This window comes from Rhodanobacter sp. FW106-PBR-R2A-2-24 (genome assembly GCF_058789615.1).
This window is the reverse complement of sequence record NZ_JBYTBV010000002.1, coordinates 169,811-189,047: the sequence shown is the minus strand read 5'-3', so window position 1 is coordinate 189,047 and position 19,237 is coordinate 169,811. Positions and strand designations below refer to the sequence as shown.

At 62.3% G+C, this 19,237-nt stretch carries 13 protein-coding genes and 2 pseudogenes; 8 read left to right on the top strand and 7 right to left on the bottom strand.

The window, feature by feature from the left end:
• Nucleotides 1–28: 28 nt before the first annotated feature.
• From AC3WQA_RS01925 to AC3WQA_RS01915, 3 genes are all read left to right on the top strand, one after another.
• Entirely contained in the window at nucleotides 29–508 is a 480-nt protein-coding gene (locus AC3WQA_RS01925; protein ID WP_492673428.1) for a hypothetical protein, read from the top strand.
• Nucleotides 509–522: 14 nt separating this feature from the next.
• Nucleotides 523–1,536 carry an IS30 family transposase gene (locus tag AC3WQA_RS01920; RefSeq protein WP_492673427.1) on the top strand — a complete coding sequence of 338 codons (1,014 nt, stop codon included), beginning with the start codon at nucleotides 523–525 and terminating at the stop codon, nucleotides 1,534–1,536.
• A gap of 73 nt (nucleotides 1,537–1,609) precedes the next feature.
• Nucleotides 1,610–2,233, top strand: a complete 624-nt coding sequence (locus tag AC3WQA_RS01915) for a GNAT family N-acetyltransferase (protein ID WP_492673426.1) — start codon at nucleotides 1,610–1,612, stop codon at nucleotides 2,231–2,233.
• Nucleotides 2,234–2,458: 225 nt separating this feature from the next.
• Here the strand turns inward: AC3WQA_RS01915 and AC3WQA_RS01910 are convergent, their stop codons facing one another.
• A complete protein-coding gene (locus tag AC3WQA_RS01910; RefSeq protein ID WP_492673425.1) occupies nucleotides 2,459–3,421 on the bottom strand; it encodes an IS1595 family transposase in 963 nt (320 codons plus the stop codon).
• Nucleotides 3,422–3,557: 136 nt separating this feature from the next.
• On the opposite strand from AC3WQA_RS01910, the pseudogene AC3WQA_RS01905 reads away from it, so the two are divergent.
• Nucleotides 3,558–3,794: pseudogene (locus AC3WQA_RS01905) on the top strand (efflux RND transporter permease subunit); the annotation flags it as partial.
• A 19-nt stretch (nucleotides 3,795–3,813) separates the two neighbouring features.
• Here AC3WQA_RS01905 and AC3WQA_RS01900 read toward each other — a convergent pair.
• A complete protein-coding gene (locus AC3WQA_RS01900) occupies nucleotides 3,814–4,776 on the bottom strand; it encodes an IS1595 family transposase (protein ID WP_492673425.1) in 963 nt (320 codons plus the stop codon).
• Between the two features lie 98 nt (nucleotides 4,777–4,874).
• Here AC3WQA_RS01900 and AC3WQA_RS01895 point away from each other — a divergent pair, with 98 nt between their 5' ends.
• The 3 genes and pseudogenes from AC3WQA_RS01895 to AC3WQA_RS01885 all read left to right on the top strand — a co-directional run.
• A complete protein-coding gene (locus tag AC3WQA_RS01895; RefSeq protein ID WP_492673424.1) occupies nucleotides 4,875–7,790 on the top strand; it encodes an efflux RND transporter permease subunit in 2,916 nt (971 codons plus the stop codon).
• A gap of 195 nt (nucleotides 7,791–7,985) precedes the next feature.
• Nucleotides 7,986–9,314 carry a site-specific integrase gene (locus AC3WQA_RS01890; RefSeq protein ID WP_492673423.1) on the top strand — a complete coding sequence of 443 codons (1,329 nt, stop codon included), beginning with the start codon at nucleotides 7,986–7,988 and terminating at the stop codon, nucleotides 9,312–9,314.
• Between the two features lie 18 nt (nucleotides 9,315–9,332).
• A pseudogene (locus tag AC3WQA_RS01885) lies at nucleotides 9,333–12,287 on the top strand (Tn3 family transposase); the annotation flags it as partial.
• Nucleotides 12,288–12,374: 87 nt separating this feature from the next.
• Here the strand turns inward: AC3WQA_RS01885 and AC3WQA_RS01880 are convergent.
• Complete coding sequence (locus tag AC3WQA_RS01880; RefSeq protein WP_492673422.1) at nucleotides 12,375–12,611, bottom strand: Txe/YoeB family addiction module toxin; 237 nt, start codon at nucleotides 12,609–12,611, stop codon at nucleotides 12,375–12,377.
• 107 nt (nucleotides 12,612–12,718) lie between these two features.
• On the opposite strand from AC3WQA_RS01880, the gene AC3WQA_RS01875 reads away from it, so the two are divergent.
• Nucleotides 12,719–13,093, top strand: a complete 375-nt coding sequence (locus AC3WQA_RS01875) for a carboxypeptidase-like regulatory domain-containing protein (protein WP_492673421.1) — start codon at nucleotides 12,719–12,721, stop codon at nucleotides 13,091–13,093.
• 82 nt (nucleotides 13,094–13,175) lie between these two features.
• Here AC3WQA_RS01875 and AC3WQA_RS01870 read toward each other — a convergent pair whose 3' ends face one another.
• The 4 genes from AC3WQA_RS01870 to AC3WQA_RS01855 form a co-directional block, all read right to left on the bottom strand.
• Entirely contained in the window at nucleotides 13,176–14,639 is a 1,464-nt protein-coding gene (locus AC3WQA_RS01870) for a hypothetical protein (RefSeq protein ID WP_492673420.1), read from the bottom strand.
• 397 nt (nucleotides 14,640–15,036) lie between these two features.
• Nucleotides 15,037–16,731, bottom strand: a complete 1,695-nt coding sequence (locus tag AC3WQA_RS01865) for a c-type cytochrome (protein WP_492673419.1) — start codon at nucleotides 16,729–16,731, stop codon at nucleotides 15,037–15,039.
• Nucleotides 16,728–17,336, bottom strand: a complete 609-nt coding sequence (locus tag AC3WQA_RS01860) for an SCO family protein (protein WP_492673418.1) — start codon at nucleotides 17,334–17,336, stop codon at nucleotides 16,728–16,730. The genes AC3WQA_RS01865 and AC3WQA_RS01860 overlap by 4 nt, the downstream gene beginning before the upstream one ends.
• A gap of 62 nt (nucleotides 17,337–17,398) precedes the next feature.
• Nucleotides 17,399–19,213, bottom strand: coding sequence for a hypothetical protein (locus AC3WQA_RS01855; RefSeq protein ID WP_492673417.1), 1,815 nt, complete (start codon nucleotides 19,211–19,213; stop codon nucleotides 17,399–17,401).
• Nucleotides 19,214–19,237 lie beyond the last annotated feature (24 nt).

Below are 19,237 nucleotides of genomic sequence, written 5' to 3'. Positions count from 1 at the left end.
CGGCCATCCTCATGAAACGGACATTCCCATGAAACTGACATTTTCTCTTGTACAACCCGAGGATTTGATCTTCAGCAACGCATGGAATAGAGAGTTGGCGGCCCACAATCCAGAGTGCAGCCTCCACTACCTTCGAGCGCTCATCGCATGCGAACCGAACAGGCAACACCATTATCTGCTGGGCCGCGACGAAAACGGGCGCGCGGTGGCCGTCGCGTATTTTTCGGTTCAGACGATCACCTTCGTCTTGGGCCTTAAAGTGAAAGTCCTCATACTCGGTGGATCGATGAGCGCTAACGCGCACTGGGTCGACACCACCGCAGACTCGTATAAAAACATCATGCGCGCCATGTTGCACTTTTGCGCTGAACACCTCAAATACCATGTCGTAGCGCTGAAGCCGTTCGAAGCCAAAAAGGGCGAACTGTTATTACGCAGCAACAGTCAGGACCTTGGCTTTATCAATAGGCCGTCTCAAACTCCACGTGCAACACCTTGCCGATTCTGACATAGGCTGTTGCGATGAGAACGTACAACGAACTGACCCTGGAAGAGCGAGTGGAGATTCAGCGCCGCTTGGAGGCGGGTGACAGCCTGCGTGCCATTGGCCGCTCGCTGGGACGTGCGACGAGCACGATCAGTCGCGAGCGCCGCCGGGCACGTGTCGACCCGGCGAACTACAAGGCGCAGGCGGCGCATCAGCGTAGTCGGGAATGCCGGAGCAAACCGCGCGTGACGCGAAAACTGGACGACCCTGCGCTGTGGGAAACCGTGCAGGCGCTGTTGCGGGCACGCTGGTCGCCGGAGCAGATCGCCGGGATACTGGCGAGGGCCTTTCCTGACGCGGCGAGCTATCGGGTGTCTCACGAAACGATCTACACCGCGGTGTACCTGGTGCCGCGCGGCGAACTGCGCAAGGAGTTGATCGACTGCCTGCGCCAAGGCCGCAGCACGCGCAAGCCACGCACGCGCGGGATGGATCGACGCGGCCAGATACCGAACATGCAGAGCATCCACGTACGTCCACCGGAAGTGGCGGATCGCTTGATTCCCGGACACTGGGAGGGCGACCTGATCAAGGGCGCCGGCAACCGTTCGTCCGTGGGGACACTGGTCGAACGCACCAGCGGCTTCGTGGTGCTGGCCAAGATGAGCAGCGCCAGCGCAGCCGACGTACTGGAGAGTTTTGGCAAGGCGCTGAAGAGCATCCCTGAAGCCTTGCGCAAGACGCTGACATACGACCAGGGTAAGGAGATGAGCTACCACGACGCCCTGACCTTGCGTACCGGCGTGCAGGTGTACTTCGCCGACCCGCACAGCCCCTGGCAGCGCGGCAGCAACGAGAACACCAATGGCCTGCTTCGACAGTACCTGCCCAAGGGCACCGACCTGTCGGTCTACAGCCAGGACGAGCTCAACCAGATCGCCCTCAGCCTCAACACCCGACCGCGAAAGCGTCATCAATTCCGTACCCCGCTGGAGGTCTACAACGACCACCTGAGGCTCGCCGAAGCAAGCGCCGGAACAATTCATTGATCATGTTGCACGTGGACCTTGAAACCGCCATATTTATGCCAGTACCCAGTCCGATATCGACCTTTCAGGCTTCGTGAACTACGAAGACTACACGTCGACACTGGACAAGAAAAAGCGATATTACCTTCGCAAGATAGAGAAAGATGCGCAGATTGCCGGCCTTCGGGTGGAAATTACCGAGGACTTCGGCCGCTACATATCCGATATGTATCCGCTTTACCACGCCGTCGCCGAACGCGCCAGCGAAATCAAGGAGGACGACCCGCTGCCGCCCAAGTACTTCGAGGGCCTCGCAACACTATCGATGCTCAACAGCAAGGCAATTCTGGTGCGCGCCGGCGACGGGCGCATCGTCGGATTCCTGATTCTGATGGAACAGAGCGCGGTTCTCTGGTGTGGTCCCTGCGGCATCGAACACGCTTCGGTGAAATACTTCAACACTTGGTATGTGCTGATCTACGAAGCGATCAAGTATGGCATCCGCTCGCAAAGCAAAACCATCATCCTCGGTACCACCAACTACGTGATGAAGAGGAAGTTTGGAGCGACGCGTCTGGATCTGTGGATATCACTGCGCTTCCGAAACCACACTCTCACTCAGTTGCTGGCTCCCTTCATCCGCTTTTGGATACGCCGAAATGTGTTCGGAGGCGATCAATCCGGGACTCTCGGCGAAAACGCAGCGGGTACGAGCTAGCGAATTCCGGGGCTGCCGCACACCCGAGAAGGGTGTTGCGGTGTTATCGGGTCGAGTGCTCGTCGCCCCGCAGCTGGTCTTTCGCCGAAACAAAAGCATTGGGTACTGGCGCCGACCATCGACCAATATCGAGTCGGTCCGACGACAGGCGTGCGTTCTAAGCGACCGCTTTCACGATCGGCCTATCGGGTCGCCGCATCAGTCCTACCTGATTAGCGACTTCGCTCAGCCATGAAAATTGTCGACAGCACGCAAATGCGGCTCTGGCCAAGGGTTGCAGAGGGTCATGGCTCGCGCCAGTCGCGGCAACATGTCCGCGAGACGAAAACGGCGGTTGAAGCGGTAGGCGGCTTCGGCCAAGTAGCGGCGGGCGTATTTGGCTTGGCGAAGTGCGTGGTAGCAGCCACTGATGGCGCGTTTGACGTTGCCCATCAGCACGTTGACCCAGCGCGCGCCCTTCACCTCGGTGCTGGCGCGGCCACCACCGGTCACCAGCACCGTGTGCGCGTGGTCGCCCTCGGCCAAGCGGCGGAAGCAACCCAGGCCGTCGCTAAACACCTCGGCGCCCGGCGCCAGTCGCCGCGTGCGCCAGTCGTTCATCGACGCATTGTCGAAGCTGCGCACCGGCTCGATGACGGCAAACGTCGGGTGCTCCAGCTCGGCGTCGGTCGAAACGGCCACCACAAAGGCCTGCTTGTTCTCCGAACCGCGCCCCGGCTTGCCGCCGTTGCGCTCGCCACCAAGGTACGCATCGTCGATCTGGACAAACCCGTCCAACTGGCGCGGCGCCTCGCGGTCGGTCATCGCCTGCATGACCTTGTGCTTGAGCTTCCACGCCGTGTCGTAGCTGACGCCGAGATGGCGCTTGAGCTCAAGCGCCGACATGTTGGTCTTGCTGCCTGTCAGCAGGTGCATGGCCAGGAACCACGTCGTCAACGGCAGGTGGCTGGCACCGAACAGCGTGCCGCTGGTCAGCGTTGTCTGGTGGCGGCAGGCGCGGCACTGGTAGTACACCCGCCCATCGCGACGGAAGCGCGAGCGCGGCCGCTTGTCGCAATGGGGGCACCGGAAACCGTGCGGCCAGCGGGCGCGATACAGCGCTCGATAGCACTTGGCCTCGGTACCGTAGCGTTGGATGAACTGCGCCATCGACAATCCCGCCTGGAACTGCACTTGGTTCATCGCCATGATCGTTCTCCCGCTTCGAACATGGCACCGAGGTTGCGCTCGCCGCGTCTCAAATCACGCGACGAACAGCTGAGCAAAGTCGCTAATCAGGCAGTCCTATGGAAGATTTGTCTCCCGCCGGTGATCGGAGTTTGGCTTGAATATCTTTGCGCGCATCTTGAATCGCCCGGTAGGGGCCTCGCTCCTTGGCATAGGGCTGATCCTCGCGGGCCTGTGCGCCTATTGGCTGCTGGGTGTAGCTGCGCTGCCATCGCTGAATTTCCCAGGCGTGGCAGTATTCGCTCAGATGCCCGGCGCTAGCGCGAGAACCATGGCCACCACGATTGTGGCGCCGCTCGAACGCCAATTAGGCCGCATTCCCGGCGTTACCGAGACCTGATTAGCGACTTCGCTCAGCCATGAAAATTGTCGACAGCACGCAAATGCGGCTCTGGCCAAGGGTTGCAGAGGGTCATGGCTCGCGCCAGTCGCGGCAACATGTCCGCGAGACGAAAACGGCGGTTGAAGCGGTAGGCGGCTTCGGCCAAGTAGCGGCGGGCGTATTTGGCTTGGCGAAGTGCGTGGTAGCAGCCACTGATGGCGCGTTTGACGTTGCCCATCAGCACGTTGACCCAGCGCGCGCCCTTCACCTCGGTGCTGGCGCGGCCACCACCGGTCACCAGCACCGTGTGCGCGTGGTCGCCCTCGGCCAAGCGGCGGAAGCAACCCAGGCCGTCGCTAAACACCTCGGCGCCCGGCGCCAGTCGCCGCGTGCGCCAGTCGTTCATCGACGCATTGTCGAAGCTGCGCACCGGCTCGATGACGGCAAACGTCGGGTGCTCCAGCTCGGCGTCGGTCGAAACGGCCACCACAAAGGCCTGCTTGTTCTCCGAACCGCGCCCCGGCTTGCCGCCGTTGCGCTCGCCACCAAGGTACGCATCGTCGATCTGGACAAACCCGTCCAACTGGCGCGGCGCCTCGCGGTCGGTCATCGCCTGCATGACCTTGTGCTTGAGCTTCCACGCCGTGTCGTAGCTGACGCCGAGATGGCGCTTGAGCTCAAGCGCCGACATGTTGGTCTTGCTGCCTGTCAGCAGGTGCATGGCCAGGAACCACGTCGTCAACGGCAGGTGGCTGGCACCGAACAGCGTGCCGCTGGTCAGCGTTGTCTGGTGGCGGCAGGCGCGGCACTGGTAGTACACCCGCCCATCGCGACGGAAGCGCGAGCGCGGCCGCTTGTCGCAATGGGGGCACCGGAAACCGTGCGGCCAGCGGGCGCGATACAGCGCTCGATAGCACTTGGCCTCGGTACCGTAGCGTTGGATGAACTGCGCCATCGACAATCCCGCCTGGAACTGCACTTGGTTCATCGCCATGATCGTTCTCCCGCTTCGAACATGGCACCGAGGTTGCGCTCGCCGCGTCTCAAATCACGCGACGAACAGCTGAGCAAAGTCGCTAATCAGGTACCGAGATGACCTCCGACACCACGGGCGGCGGCACTCAGATACAACTACTATTCGACTACGATAAAAATGCGGATAAAGCGGCAATCGACGTGCAGGCGGCTATCGACGCAGCGACAAAAGATCTCCCGGCCGACATGCCATCGCCGCCGCAATTCTACAAATATGATACGTCGCAAATTCCTATTCTGTTGGTCGCCTTGACCTCGAGCAGTCTTCCGCCTGCACGGTTGTACGACCTCACAAATAACTTTTTGCAGCCGGCTGTCGCACAGATTCCTGGCGTGGCTCAAGTTCAGGTATTTGGCGGATCGCCGCATGCCATCCGCATTGCGCTGAATATCGGCGCGCTTGCGCAAATTGGGCTGGACGCCAACGATGTGGCCAATGCGCTGGCCGCTGCTAATGTCCGCTCGCCACAAGGGACGCTGAGCAATGGCATCACCCAAATGACGGTGGTGGCCAACGATGCCCTACAAACGCCACAGGAGTTTGCGTCGCTGGTAATTGCGACTCGCCATGGTGTTCCGGTTCGATTGTCGGATGTGGCCACCGTGACAAGCGGCCAGGAGGACGAGTATCAAGCAGGCTGGTTCAATGGTCGGCGAGCGGTCGTCATGCAGATCACCAAACGAGCGGATGCAAATTCAATAACGGTGGTTCGAGCCATTCGCAAAACATTGCCAAAGCTGGGCTACCTTTTGCCGGCTGACGTCGAGATGACACCGATTTTCGATCTTACCGGTTCCACAAAATCAGCAATTCGGGAAGTGGAAGTAGCGTTGCTGACGAGTATCGCTATGGTTGCCTTGGTCATGCTTGTTTTCTTCCGCCAGATGAGGCCAGCCTTGATTGCGATATTTAGCGTTCCGCTGGCGATCGCCGGTGCGTTTGTTTTGATGTGGTTTCTTGGTTTTACCCTCAACACCCTGTCGCTAATCGCCTTGGTCCTATGCATTGGCTTTGTGGTCGACGACGCAATTGTTGTCATCGATAATATCGTTCGACATATCGAGCTAGGTCGTACGGCGCCGGAAGCGGCATTGCGGGGCACCCGCGAGATTGGCTTTACCATCTTGTCTATAACGTTGTCACTCGTCGCGATGTTCGCTCCTCTGGTATTCGGCAACAACATTCTCGTCATGTTGATGAGAGAATTCTCGCTCACGCTGATCGCCACGATCGTGATTTCCGCAGTCGTATCGCTAACGCTGACTCCCGCACTGTGTGGGCGCTATTTGCTCGATCGGCCTCGGGATAGCCATCGGCAGAGTCGTTTGTTGCAGCGGCTTGACGGTTTCGACCATCTGCTCCTTGACGCGTACAAGCGCTTGCTTGATTGGGCCATGGGGCATCGAAGGCTGCTGCGCTGGCAATCTCCGTTGCTGCTAGTCGTGTCGGGCCTCCTGGCACTCGCGGTCATCGAAACCGCCGGCGGTGGACTTATGCCCCAGGAGGATACCGGGATGCTGCAGGTGCAGATCGTTGCGGATGCGAACATATCGCCGATCCTGCTGGCGTCGCAGACGCAAGCCGTTGTTACCGCGATAATGAGCGACCCGGCGGTAGTCGACATCACGAGTGTTTTGGGCAGCAGCAGCAATAACGGCGCGGTGGGCAATCAGGCATCTTTGTTTGTCGACTTGAAGCCTCGCGGTCATAGGGGCGGAGAACGCGATATTTCGCTTCAACGAGTGATCGCGAGGCTCAGCGACGCTTGCAAGCGGTTCCGCGGACTCAAGATACGGATGACCGCCATGCAGTTTATTGATAGTGGCTCTAACGGCGCCGGCGGACAGTATTCGTTTGATCTGGTCAGCAACGACGGTTCTTCACTGCAGATGCCGACGTTGCGCTTAGCTAAGATCATGCGCAAACTGCAACAGTTCCAAGACGTTTCGACCAGCTATGACGTCATCGGTAAGCAACAGCGCCTGATCGTCGACCGCCATGCAGCTTCCCGGCTCAATGTCGGTATGGGGCAGATTGACTCAGTGCTCTACAACGCTTTCGGGCAGAACCAAGTTTCGGTAATTTACACGGATATCAGCCAGCATCATGTGGTCTTGACTGCCGCTGATGCGCAGGCGGCAAGTCCGGATGCGATGCTTGACGTCTACGTCCGCAACGCCAAGAGCAAGATGATCCGCATGTCATCGCTAGCGCACGTCGAACCGAGAATTTCGCCTACCGATATTCAACACTACAACCAGGTCGAATCGTCATCCATCAATTACAACCTCAGTCCGGGCGTCACGGAGGCTTCCGGTCTAAAAATGATAGAAAAAGCGATATTCATGGCGCATCTACCACAAGGCATTCAAAAGCGTTACACCGGGACGAACTTGAAGCTGATGCAGACTATCCAAAACGCACTGGTTGCCTTGGTGACGGTGGTGCTAGCGATGTATATCGTACTCGGCATTCTCTACGAAAGCCTCGTTCATCCGCTGACTATCCTGTCCACGCTTCCCGCTGCTGGCATGGGCGCATTTCTAGCGATGCTGATCACGCATACGCAGCTTACCGCTATGTCGGTAATAGCCGTACTCATGTTGATTGGGATTGTGAAGAAGAACGCCATATTGATGGTCGATTTCGCCCTCGTGGAAGAAAGGGAGCATGGGGCTACTCCGGTTGAAGCTATTCGCAGGGCGGCGTTGACCCGGTTCAGGCCGATCATGATGACCACGATCGTCTCCATTGCTGCAGCGCTGCCGCTTGCCATCGGCTTCGGTATGGGGGCAGAAACCCGCCAACCACTTGGCATTGCCATAGTCGGTGGCTTGGTGGCATCCCAATTGTTGACCCTGCTCAGTACACCAGCGATGTATTTGTGGCTTTATGATCGTCGCAAGCGAAAAGAACGACGTAAGCAACGTAGGGTTCAAGCGTGCACCCTATCCGAACCGGGCCTACCATAGGCATGCTCGCCGTCCCGGTGACCCTGTGGATCGACGTGGGTGGAGTTACTAGGATCTAAGGATCGTCTGATCATCCCGCTTTTTTGACCGCACTAGTTAATTGTGCCCGCTCTCGCTTCACGATCACCGTTAGATATTGGCCCCGTCATGAGGCGGTTTCTCCGCCATTTTTGCCGCATGATGCAGCGGCGATGCATGTCTGTCGAGAATGCACAGGTTAAAATCTTCGCTTACAACTGGGCGCCCAGTTCTGTTATGGTTGATCTTCGCTCGTATCTCGACGCCGCAACTCGCGCCAACACGCAGCGCAGCTACGCTTCAGCCATCCGTCACTTCGAGGTGGAATGGGGTGGCCACCTGCCTGCGACAGCCGACAGCACCGCGCGCTATCTCGCCGACCATGCCGATCGGCTTTCCATTAACACGCTCCGGCAGCGCCTGGCAGCCTTGGCAAACTGGCACATCGAGCAGGGATTTGCCGATCCAACACGCACTGCGCTGGTGCGAAAGGTGCTCAAGGGCATCAAGGCATTGCACCCGTCGGTCGAGAAACAGGCCGTTCCACTGCAGCTGACTGCGCTGGGTGCGGTGGCCGATTGGCTCGACAGCGCAGCCATCCTGGCAGAGCAGAACGGCGACGTCGTGCACGCGATGCAACATCGGCGCGACCGCGCCCTGATGCTGTTGGGCTTCTGGCAGGGATTCCGTGCCGACGAATTGACCCGATTACGCATCGAACACTTCAACCTTCGACCTGGCGAAGGGTTGACAGGCTTTCTCCCGCGCAGCAAGACGGATCGCGACAACAATGGCCGAACGTTCAAGATACCTGCACTGTCGCGCTGGTGTCCGGTCGACGCTGTGCAGGCATGGATCGCCGCATCGAAGCGAACGGAAGGCCCCTTATTTGTCGGTATCAACCGGTGGGGGAAGCTGGGCGACACACCGCTGGATGTCGACAGCATCGTGCCGATCCTACGCAGGGTATTTGCACAGGCCGGCCTGGCTCAGGCCAAGGAGTACAGCGGTCATTCGTTGCGGCGCGGCTTCGCCAACTGGGCCAACGCCAATGGCTGGGACATCAAGAGCCTGATGGCGTACGTGGGATGGCGCAAAGTCGATACGGCCATGCGTTACGTAGATGCTAGTCTGCCGTTCCTGCCGACAAGCACGGCAACGCCATCGGCGCAACCTGCAGTGATGCCCGCACTTCCCGCGGCAATCACTCCGGCCCCCATTCCCAAGGCGGAACTCACCGTGCAGTTCGCTCTGACCTCGTACACGCAGAGCTCGCGTCGACGTTCCAAGACACGGCAGCTCATCGAAGCGGCCTGTCTGGCACGGCATGGCGCGCAGCGTGCCGATGTGGAGGGCTACCGCTTCCACATTGGCATCCCGGACGATGCCGAACTGGAAGAGACCATCGCCGCCATGTTCGATGACATGTACCGTATTGCAGACAACAACGCCTGTTATCTGGAAGCGACCATCCGTGAAAGAAAAGGCGATCGCCGCTGGGAGTAGGTCAGGAACAACGTATCGATGACGAAGATTGACGAGACCGCCTACCCACTCCTCAACCAGCAACCATCCGATGCCGAAGTCCAGAACCACTACACCGTCTCGCCGGAGGAGTGGGCGTTCATCAAGACCTTGGCGCAAACAGCCGACGGACGCCTAGCCGCGGCGTTCCACCTGAAGCTGCATCAGCGGCTGGGGCGGTTTGTCGATCTGGTCGGCGTACCGAATCATCTCTTGCTGAAGGTTGCCGAATCGGTCAATGCGCGCCGCATGCCAACCGCCGCGGCGTTGCGCCAATACGACGCGTCCCCGACTGGCCGACGGCACCTGGCAAAAATTCGCGACTACATCGGCGTGCGCGCCTACGACGCGAAGGCCGCCGCCTGGTTGACCACTGTGGCCGAGAAGGCTGCCGAACTGCGCAGCGTCCTCCCCGACATCATCAACACGATGCTCGAAGAACTGGCGCACCACCGGTACGATCTCCCGTCCTTCGCCGCGCTGGATCGCATCGCGGCTGCCGCCCGGGAAGCGGTGCACGATCGGCACTATCGTGCGATAGGAGCCCAGCTCACGCCGGAACTCAAGCGAACCATCGACGGGCTGTTGGATGCCGGCGACCGCGCGAGCACCGGGTGGCATACCCTGAAGCGCGAATCGCGCAAACCCACGAACCAGGAGGCACGGCACTACCTGCAGCACGTCGTACGGCTGCGTGCCTTGGCCGAGAAGATGCCTACGCTGGCCTTGCCGATCCCCAAACACCGATACTTTTACGATGTGGCGGCCAGCCTGGACGCCAGCGAATTGCGTGCGCAAAAGCCGATCAAGCGCTATGCGCTGGCGGTCATCTACATCCGCGCGCAGTACGCCCACACACTCGACGACGCCGGCGAAATCTTCGTCAAGATGATGCGGGCGCTGGAAAACAACGCGACCTCGCAATTGGTCGCTCACCACCTGGAATACACTGAACGGGCCGAGCGTCTGGTCCTTCAGCTCAAGGACATGCTGGAGGCCTTCGTTCGCAAAGGTTCACACAAGGCACGCCTGATCGCCATCGAGGAAAGTCTTGACGGCGAACCCGCCGATCTCATCACCCAGTGTACGGAGCACCTGGCCTACGCCGGCAAGAATTACCTGCCGTTCCTCCTTCGCCCGTATGGCCAGCAACGATCCATACTGATGAACTGCCTGGATCTCATCGCTCTCAAGAGTACGAGCGACGACAAGGTCATGGAGCGCATGCTTGATGTGCTGAAGCGATGCCGGTCGACGAAGGCCATGCTGCTCGCTCCCAAGGCTCTGGGGATCGACGTCCACCGTGACCTTGACTGGATGTCATCCCGCTGGCGAAAACACGTCGTGATTGGCGCTAAAGACGACGCCGGGGCGGTGCAGATTCACCGCAGGTACCTTGAACTGGCCATCCTGACCCAGCTCAAGGACGAGATCAGCACGGGCGATGTCTTCATTCCGGGCGGCAACACCTACGACGATTTCCGCGAGCAGCTTGTCGACGACGCTACGCTCGACCGCGAGCTGCCAGGGTTTGTCGAGGTGTCCGGGATGCCGGCCACCGGCAAGGATTTCGTCAAAATGCTCAAGGACGAACTGGTCGCGACCAGCGAGCGCGTCGACAAGGCGTTCCCGGATCTCCCGGATGCCCGCATCGTCGATGGCCACATCGTGCTCAGCAAGCTCAAGAAGACGCCGCTGGCGGAGGCCATTAGCCGGTTGGACACGGAAATCAGCGACCGGATGGAGGCCACCACCATCGTGGACGTCCTGGTGGACGTCACCAAGTGGCTCGGCGTGGATAAGCACTTCAAGCGGCTGGCCGGCACCGAGGGGCGCGTCGACGACCTGTTGCGGCGTGTCGTGCTGACGTTGTTCTGCTACGGCTGCAACATCGGCCCCACGGAGCTGGCGCGTTGCGTGAAGAACCTCTCCCGGAAGCAAGCCGCGTGGCTCAACCTGAAATACGTCAACGAAGAGACCTTGCGTCGTGTCGTCAACGACGTGATCAATGCCTATGTCAAGCTGGAGCTTCCAGCGTACTGGGGATCGGGCCAATCCGCTTCCGGGGACGGCACGAAGTGGACGATGCGCGACAACACCATCATGAGCGAATTCCACATCCGGTATGGCGGCTACGGCGGCATCGGCTACTACATCGTGTCCGACACCTACGTGGCGCTGTATTCGCGCTTCATTACGTGCGGAGCCTATGAGGGCCACTACATCCTCGATCTCTGCCAGGAGAACGCTTCAGATATTCGGCCAACCTATTTGCACGGCGACACGCATGCGCAGAACTACGTGGCCTTCGGCCTGGCACCTTTCCTCGGCGCCAAGCTGATGCCGCGCATCCGGCGGTTCAAGGAGCTCAACCTCTACCGGCCGAGCCAGAAGAAGAGCTACAAGCACATCGACGCACTGTTCAACCGCTCGATCAAGTGGGATCTCATCGAGCGGCACTACCGCGACATCCTGCGCTACGCCATTTCCATGAAGCTTGGCCGCATCAGCCCTTCGACTATTCTGCGGCGCTTCAACAACAAGAGTCAGAAGAACAAGATCCACGACGCCATGCACGAGATGGGCGCGGCTTACCGCACCATCTATCTGCTGGAATACATCGAGGATCCCCGCATGCGGAAGGCCGTCAGCGCCGCAGCGAACAAGAGCGAGGCCTATAACCACTTCACGAAGTGGGCCTTCTTCGCCAACGACGGCCTGATCGACGAGACGATTCGCCACGAGCAGCAGAAGCTCATCCGCTACAACCACGCCGTTGCCAACATGATCATGTTCCACAACGTCCAGCAGATGCAGCGAATACTCGTGGATTTGCGCGGAGAGGGGTGGGAGATCACGCCCGAAATGATCGAAGCGCTTGGCCCCTACCGTACTCAGCACATCAACCGACTCGGCCAGCACACTATCGATACCAGCCGATCCATCGAGGCCTTGAAACGCGACTCCCAGATTCCGCTATCCCGCCTGCTTGGCCATCAACGCCCCGGGAAGAATCGGCCTGCCTGGATGTTAAAGGACTCGTCAAAACAAGGCGTTACGACCTAAATGAGCGTTCTCGCACGAATCTCGGCCATCCCCCTGATACCGCAACTGCGCAATCAGCAGCGCGTCGGCGGTGGGCTTGTACACCATGCGATGCTCGTCGTTGATGCGGCGCGACCAGTAAACTGCCAGCCCGTGCCGCAAAGGTTCGGGTTTGCCGATGCCTTCGAGGGGATGGCGCAGGGTGTCGTCGATCAGCTTGTTGATGCGCGCCACCCGCTTGCGGTCTGGGCCTGCCAGTGGAGGTAATCCTCCCAGGCCGCATCGGAATTGCCGCTGACACCTTTCCCGCCGCAAACGGTCGGGTACTCGGGAGATGCCCCATGTCGAAGCTCAAGCGGTTATCCATCCTGGCCTTGATGGTTGGAAGCCCGGTCATGGCCGCGCACGGCGCTACCGGGCTGGATGGCACGGTCAGCGTATCGCCGGCCCGGCCGGGGCCACAGCGTATCGGGGCGCCTGGCGTCGCGCCCTTGGCAAACATGGCAGTACGGGTGCAGAGATCCGACGGGCACGAAGTGGCGCATGCCACCACCGACGATCAGGGCCGGTTTACCGTGTCGGTGCCGGTGGGCGCCTACGAGGTCGTCATCGATGTGCATGGCGCCGCGCTTCCCCGCTGCCCGGTCATGCCCGCGCAGGTGCGCGATGGTCGGCTGACCCGCGTGCAGATCGTGTGCGATTCGGGGATGCGGTAGGGAACGACGCAGCTGCTTGGCTCCGACAGGGCGAAGCCGAGGCATCCCCACCCGCATGGCGGGTGGGGATGGTTTCAGGCCATTACTGGCAGGTGCTGAACTTGAAGGACTCCAGGCGCGTGCTCCAATTGAAGGCGCCCGTGTTCTTCAAATACTCGTTGGTGTACCAGAACGTGCAGTCGTCGACCGGGTCAACGGTCATCGCGCTGTAGTCGCCCCAGCGCGACAGATTGCTGCCGCTCTGCGAACCCAGACCCTCGAGGATGCTGTTCTCCGCCTGCATCGTGTTGAGCGGATCGGTTACCAGGCGGCCGGTGTAGCGGATGGCCGGATGGATCGAGCTGCTCGAGGCGCTGTAACCCAATGCGATGTTGCCCTGCTTGTCCATCGCCGCCGAACCCATCCAGCGGTAGGTCGTATCCGGCGAGTAGGTGGACTGCTGGTACACCACCGGCGTGGTGCCCGGGTTGCGGATCTCGTACCAGCGGATGCCGGTGTACGGGTTCCGCCGGGTCGTCCCCACCTTGACCGATTGCGTGACCACCAGCGACTCGTAGCTGGTGAAGTTGCGGTAGGCCAAGCGGAACATCAGGCGATCAGCCAACGAATCCAGCTTCTGTTTCGTGCTCGCCTGCGGAATGCAGGCGCCGCCACCGCAGGCAGTGGAGAAGGCCGCCACCGGGATGGCCGCCGGACCGGTCAACGTGGTGTTGGCGGTGTTGCTCCAGTCGACGTGGAACTTCCACAGGTTCAGCTGCCCGGCCGTGAAGTTCATCAGGTAATTGGGCGAGCCCGCCGGCGGCGGAGTGGAGCCGTCGAGGTCGGCCGGCAATACGCCGCCGTAACTCGTCGACAACTGGAAGCACTGCTGCGTCGCCGGCAGGCCCTGCAGCATCGCGTTGCGGTCATACGCGCACAGCTTGGCACCGGCGAAGGTGTTGCCGTTGAACATGTTGAAGGTTTCGTAGTACGCGTCCGGCCACACACCCATCTTCGGATAGTCCGGGAAGACGGTGCCGTAGCTGAAGGCATAGCGGTTGTAGGCGCCGGTGGCGTCGCTGGTCTGTGACACCGCCACGCACTGCAGGTACGGGGCGCTGCTGGTGCCGGCGTTGGTCACCGCGAACTGCGAGATGATCCAGCGGCCAGCCGCCTTGTCGTACACCACCACGGCGTCGCCGTCGTTGTCGGCTTCGCACAGGCCGCCAAAGCCCTTCCACAGCGCGTTGGTGGGCATCGGGCCGTACACCACGTTCTTGGTCGCCTTGTCGAACACCGCAAAGCCGCTGTTGACGATCTGCACGTACTGGGTGGCACCCACTGCGCCATTGGTGTCCGGTGGCGCGCTGTTCACCGTGAAGACGCCCTGCGGCCCACTGAAACCGTTGCCCACACCATCCACTCCGGAGCCGGCAACGGGGGCGAACGCGCCACTGGGGGACATCTGCAGGGCGCCGTCGTTCGGTGTGCCCGGACCATCCAGCCACGGCAGCGGACGTGCCGGGTGGTTCTGGCCACTCTTGGAGAAATCGTCGGGGCGCGGCATCACACCCCGCAAGGAGTGAAGCGTGTCGTGCTGTACCGCAGGTGTCACGTCGGGCGCGGATCGCGCATCCGCCTGAGCCGCGCTGGCCAAACCCAGACCGATGGCAACGCAAAGCACGTGGCAGCCAAACACAGATGTTCTTGCAAACATGAGTCCCCTCCAGTAGATGCGATGACTTACGAAAGGCCGGATCGCGCATACGACGCGACGGCTGCGGCAGCAACCGCAGCGCAACACGCAGACCGGAACATCCCGTCGAAACACCTTGTCCCTGCAGTGCCCCCCTCGACGAGAGTGCGTTGACCTTGCGCCGCCATTCTTGCGCCCAGCTTTCAAAATGGGCCGAGCTGGCCTCAGCAGGGATTCCAGCGTTGAGCGGGGTTGCAGCACGCCAGGATCAGTGCATCGCCTCGCCCGCCAAGGCATCTCGCTGTGCGCGGACACCCGATGGCGCGCTGGCATCCAGCTCCACCACCTGCCCGGATCTGACATCGATGCGCTCGCCGGGCGATAGCGCCATGCGCGGATAGAGACCGGGGTTGATGTCTTTCTGCGATTCGTCCTCGATGCGCTCGATCAGGTGCTCGCGGTAGAAGTCGTGGCTGATCTCGGCCAGCGCGGCGTCCAGCAAGGTCATGACGTAGTACGCCTTAAGCCGCTGGCGCGGATGATCCTGGCCGAGGTGGCGCGTGCGCATCCACGCCCAGGTCTCGAACGAGCGCGCGTGGCGGGAGGGTTCCAGCTCGTCCGCATCGGCGAAGCGCACCTGGTCGCGCAATGCGCTGGGGATCGCTGCCGCCGCAGGGATCGCACACTGCGGCAGCAGGATGCGCGCTGCCCCGGTCGGCACCGCGGCGAGGGCAGCGACAGCGGTCGCCACGTCGCGCCCCGGCCAGAGCACAACGAGCCGCGCGGCGCCGAGCTGGTGCTGCAGCGCCGCGGTCAGCTGCTCCGGCGTGGCGAAGGTGATCGTGCGCAGCGATGCCACGTGGCCGTCCTGCTGCTGCAGGACGCGCGTGAATTCGGCGGCTGGTGCCCTGCCCCACGCGTCGTCGCCGGCCAGTTGCACGACCTCGTCTCCCGGCTTCGCATGGGCGGCGGCATACCCGGCGAGGATTCGGGCATCCAGCATCAGGCCGGCGGTGAAATACGCGGTGTGCGTGAACGGACGGATCGGCCAGGCCGGCAACTCCGTGTCCGGAAACAGGCAGGGCAGTCGCCGCGCCTCGCAGAATCCGCCGGGGCCATCCCACGGGCCATCCACCCGACCACCCACCACGGCGAACACTGGCTCGGCCTGGTAGTGCTGCTCCATCTGCGCGCGCCAGGTCGATGGCTCGCCGGTCAAGGTCCAGATCGCCAGCGACCAGCGCGGCAGCACGGCGACGAAGGGCGAACGCCCGTACACCGAGAACCCGCGCCGCGCGCGGTCGCCGTTCAGCCGCTGGTTGTGCCAGGCCACATAGGCCTCCAGCGTGGACTGCATGGCGGCGCGATCGGCCGGCGGCACGTTGTCCGAAAACACCGTCGCGAGATGGATCGTACCCGCGTCGACGCCCGGATCGGGGGATGCGGACAGCGTGTGCAAGTACGCGTCCAGCGCGGCCACGTCGCGATCGGACAGCCGGTAGCGCGGCATGATCGGCGCCAGCGGCTGGCCGGCGGCGTCGACGCCGCGGCGAAGCGCCCGGGCCAGCGTCGCCAGGTCGTAGGCCGGTCGCATGTGCGGCTGGTGCAGGCGCGTCTTGAACGACTCCGGCTGGATCTGGTGGAAGAACTCCGGGTACAGCCGCAGGCGATCCAGCTGCCGCGGCGCATACAGTACCGGCCCGTGGATCGGCGGCACGTAGTAACCGCCTTCGCTGGAGCCGAGCCCGCTGGGGCGGTGGCAGCTCATGCAGGCGGCCTGCGCGCCGGCCAGCGGCACGTCCGCCTGCGAGACAGCCGTGACATTGCGGCCGTCGACGCCGATGCCCTCGCGGTACAGGCGTGCCCCCAGCGCAACTTCGTCACTGCCCTTCCCTGCCTGCGCTGCGGCCAGCGTCGTCAAGGCGAGCAAGGCCACGAACAGCCCGGCACACAGGCGCTTCATCGGGCCGCCGCAACCTGCCGCTCGATCCGCCCGACCAGCTCACGCGTCGACAGGATGCCCTCGATGCGCAACCACGGCTGTCCCTTCCCGGCGCAGACGAAGGTCAGCGGCGCGTGCATCATCTTGTCTCCGGATGGGTCCTCGGCGGCGAAGGCGGTTTGCACGGCGCGCACCGACTGCGCCGGGCCGGTCAGCAGATGCCAGGCCGGCGAGAGCGGCCCGAACTGGCGGGCATAGTCGAGCAGGTGCTCGGGCGTGTCATGGTCCGGGTCGATCGACACCGTGTAGAAATCCACGGCCACGCCATCCCGGGCCAGCATCGGCAACGCCGCGGCGACCTGCGCCGAGCGCACGCCGCAGATCGTCGTGCAGGCGGTGAAGAAGAACTCCACCACCGCCGCGCGATGCGGGGTCATCACCTGTTCGAGATGCACGGCGTGGCCATGCTGGTCGAGCAGCGACACCGCGGGAAAGCGGTAATCGTGCAGATGCGTGGCCGCGTCCGACGCCCGCGCTCCGGCCGCCGCCGCCAGGACAGCGGCGGCCCATGCCATGGCCAGCCGGGCATGGCGCGTCCACGCCATGCGTTGTTCGTTGGTCTTCACCGTTTCCCCTGTTTTTCCATGCCACCGCGCACCGGCACTAACGGTCGCGCGGCGGCCCTGCCTCAGTGGATGGACCAGATCGCCTGCGTATGGTGCAGCGGGTCGAACTGATAGATGCGCAGGCGCCTGGATGGCTCGTAGTTGAGATTGAGGATGACCGTGTGCTCACCCAGCGTATCCCCGTTGGGAGCGATGCGGCTGCCCTTGGGCATGGACGATGGCCAGCTCACCGCATCCGGGTCCAGGTGATCGAGCCGGTAGCGACGCAGCAACGGATCGTCGCGCAGGGCGTTGCTCTCGACCGGACGCTGCAGCACCGCCGCCATACGGGCCCGGGCCTCGCCCGGCACCGGCAACGGGGCCGCCTTCACGGCCGGCGGCACCAGCGATGGCGTGGGCGTGTTCGGCTCCCAGTAGTCGCGGCCAAAGCTGAACCACGCACCGGCACCACCCAGCGGGATGGTGTTCTGGAAGGTGTTCTCCCAGCCGCGCAGGCCACCGAAATCGACCGACACGTAGCCGTGCGGAAAGTAGTCGCCGTTGAGCAGCTTCACCCGCAGCTGGGTGCCGCGCAGATGCCACTTGCTGAGCTCCGGATGCCGGTTGTAGCGGGCGTAGTCGCGCATCTGCCCGTAGATGGTGTTGTTCACGTAGAACAGCGTGTAGTCCGCGTCCGGATCCGGCTTGACGCCGTCCGGCAGCTTGTTGCGCTGCTGCCACTGGTGGAAGGCGCGCTCGTACTCGGCCATCAGCGGCGGATTGAATCCTTTCTGCTGCAGGGCGTGTAGTGCATTCCACATGCGCTTGGCCGGCGACAAGTCGCCGATCATCGCGATGGCGGCCTGCTTCGACGCCTCGCTGGCACGCGGGTTGGCGCCGAAAGTGGCGACCTCCCATCCCGGCAGGGTGTTGCCCATTGCGGTCTTCAGCGCGTTCTCCATCACCTGCACGCGCCCCGGGTGATTGCGCCAGCCCCAGGTGTAGATGAGGTTGAAGAACCGTGCCGGCGGTTCGCGCACCACGAAAGTGGTTCGCGTGCCGTCCTGCATCGGGTAGAACGTGGCGTCCATCATCACCAGCGGCTTGGCCTTGCCCAGCACGTCCGGATCGTCGAAGAACATTTCCATCGGCGAGAAATCGTCCGCGCCGCGGTGCAGCGCGTCCACCACATAGGTGATGGTGAACGGAAGATCGTTGAACGCCGGCTGCAGCATCACCGAAGGGTCGATGTACGACGTGTCCGACTCGATGTGCTGGCCGAACCAGACCTGGTGCACCGTCACGTTGCCGCCGATCGGCTTGCCGCTGGCGTCGTAGACCGGTACCACCTTGTGCACTTCGCTGCCGGCCATGTAGTGCAGCATCGGCATGCCGCTGTACACGCGCCCCGGCACCGGGTTGCCTTCGAGGATGTCGATGCCCCGTTGCAGGGCTGCCGAATCGAAGCGGCGCGGCGCATACCTGCCGCGGGCGTACCAGCCCTGGAAGATCGCTGCCAGGTCGTCGGCCGGCGAGGTGTCGTCGATCGGCACCACCGTCGGATCGTCGTGCAGGTTGTAGGGATGCTCCGGCGTGGACGGCAGCGTGTTCGGGATCGGCTTTCCGTTGACCGCCATCACGTCCGCGTAGACCGTGGGCAGCAGGTTGGTCGGGTTCACCCACGGATCGGACGACGGGAAGGCCCCGGTCGGCGTGCTGTAGGTGGTGGTGGTGCCGTCGGCCGAATCGGCGCGGGTCCAGGCACTGGGCGGCGGCAGCGGCTGCGGCTGGCGATTGGCCGGTGGCGGCGCCACCTGGGCCTGCGCGCCGATGACGAACAGCAGCGGAATGGCCGCAGGCAGCGCGAAGCGCCCGAAGTACGAGCGGATGGGTTTCATGACGTAGTCCCCTGTCGATGTTGC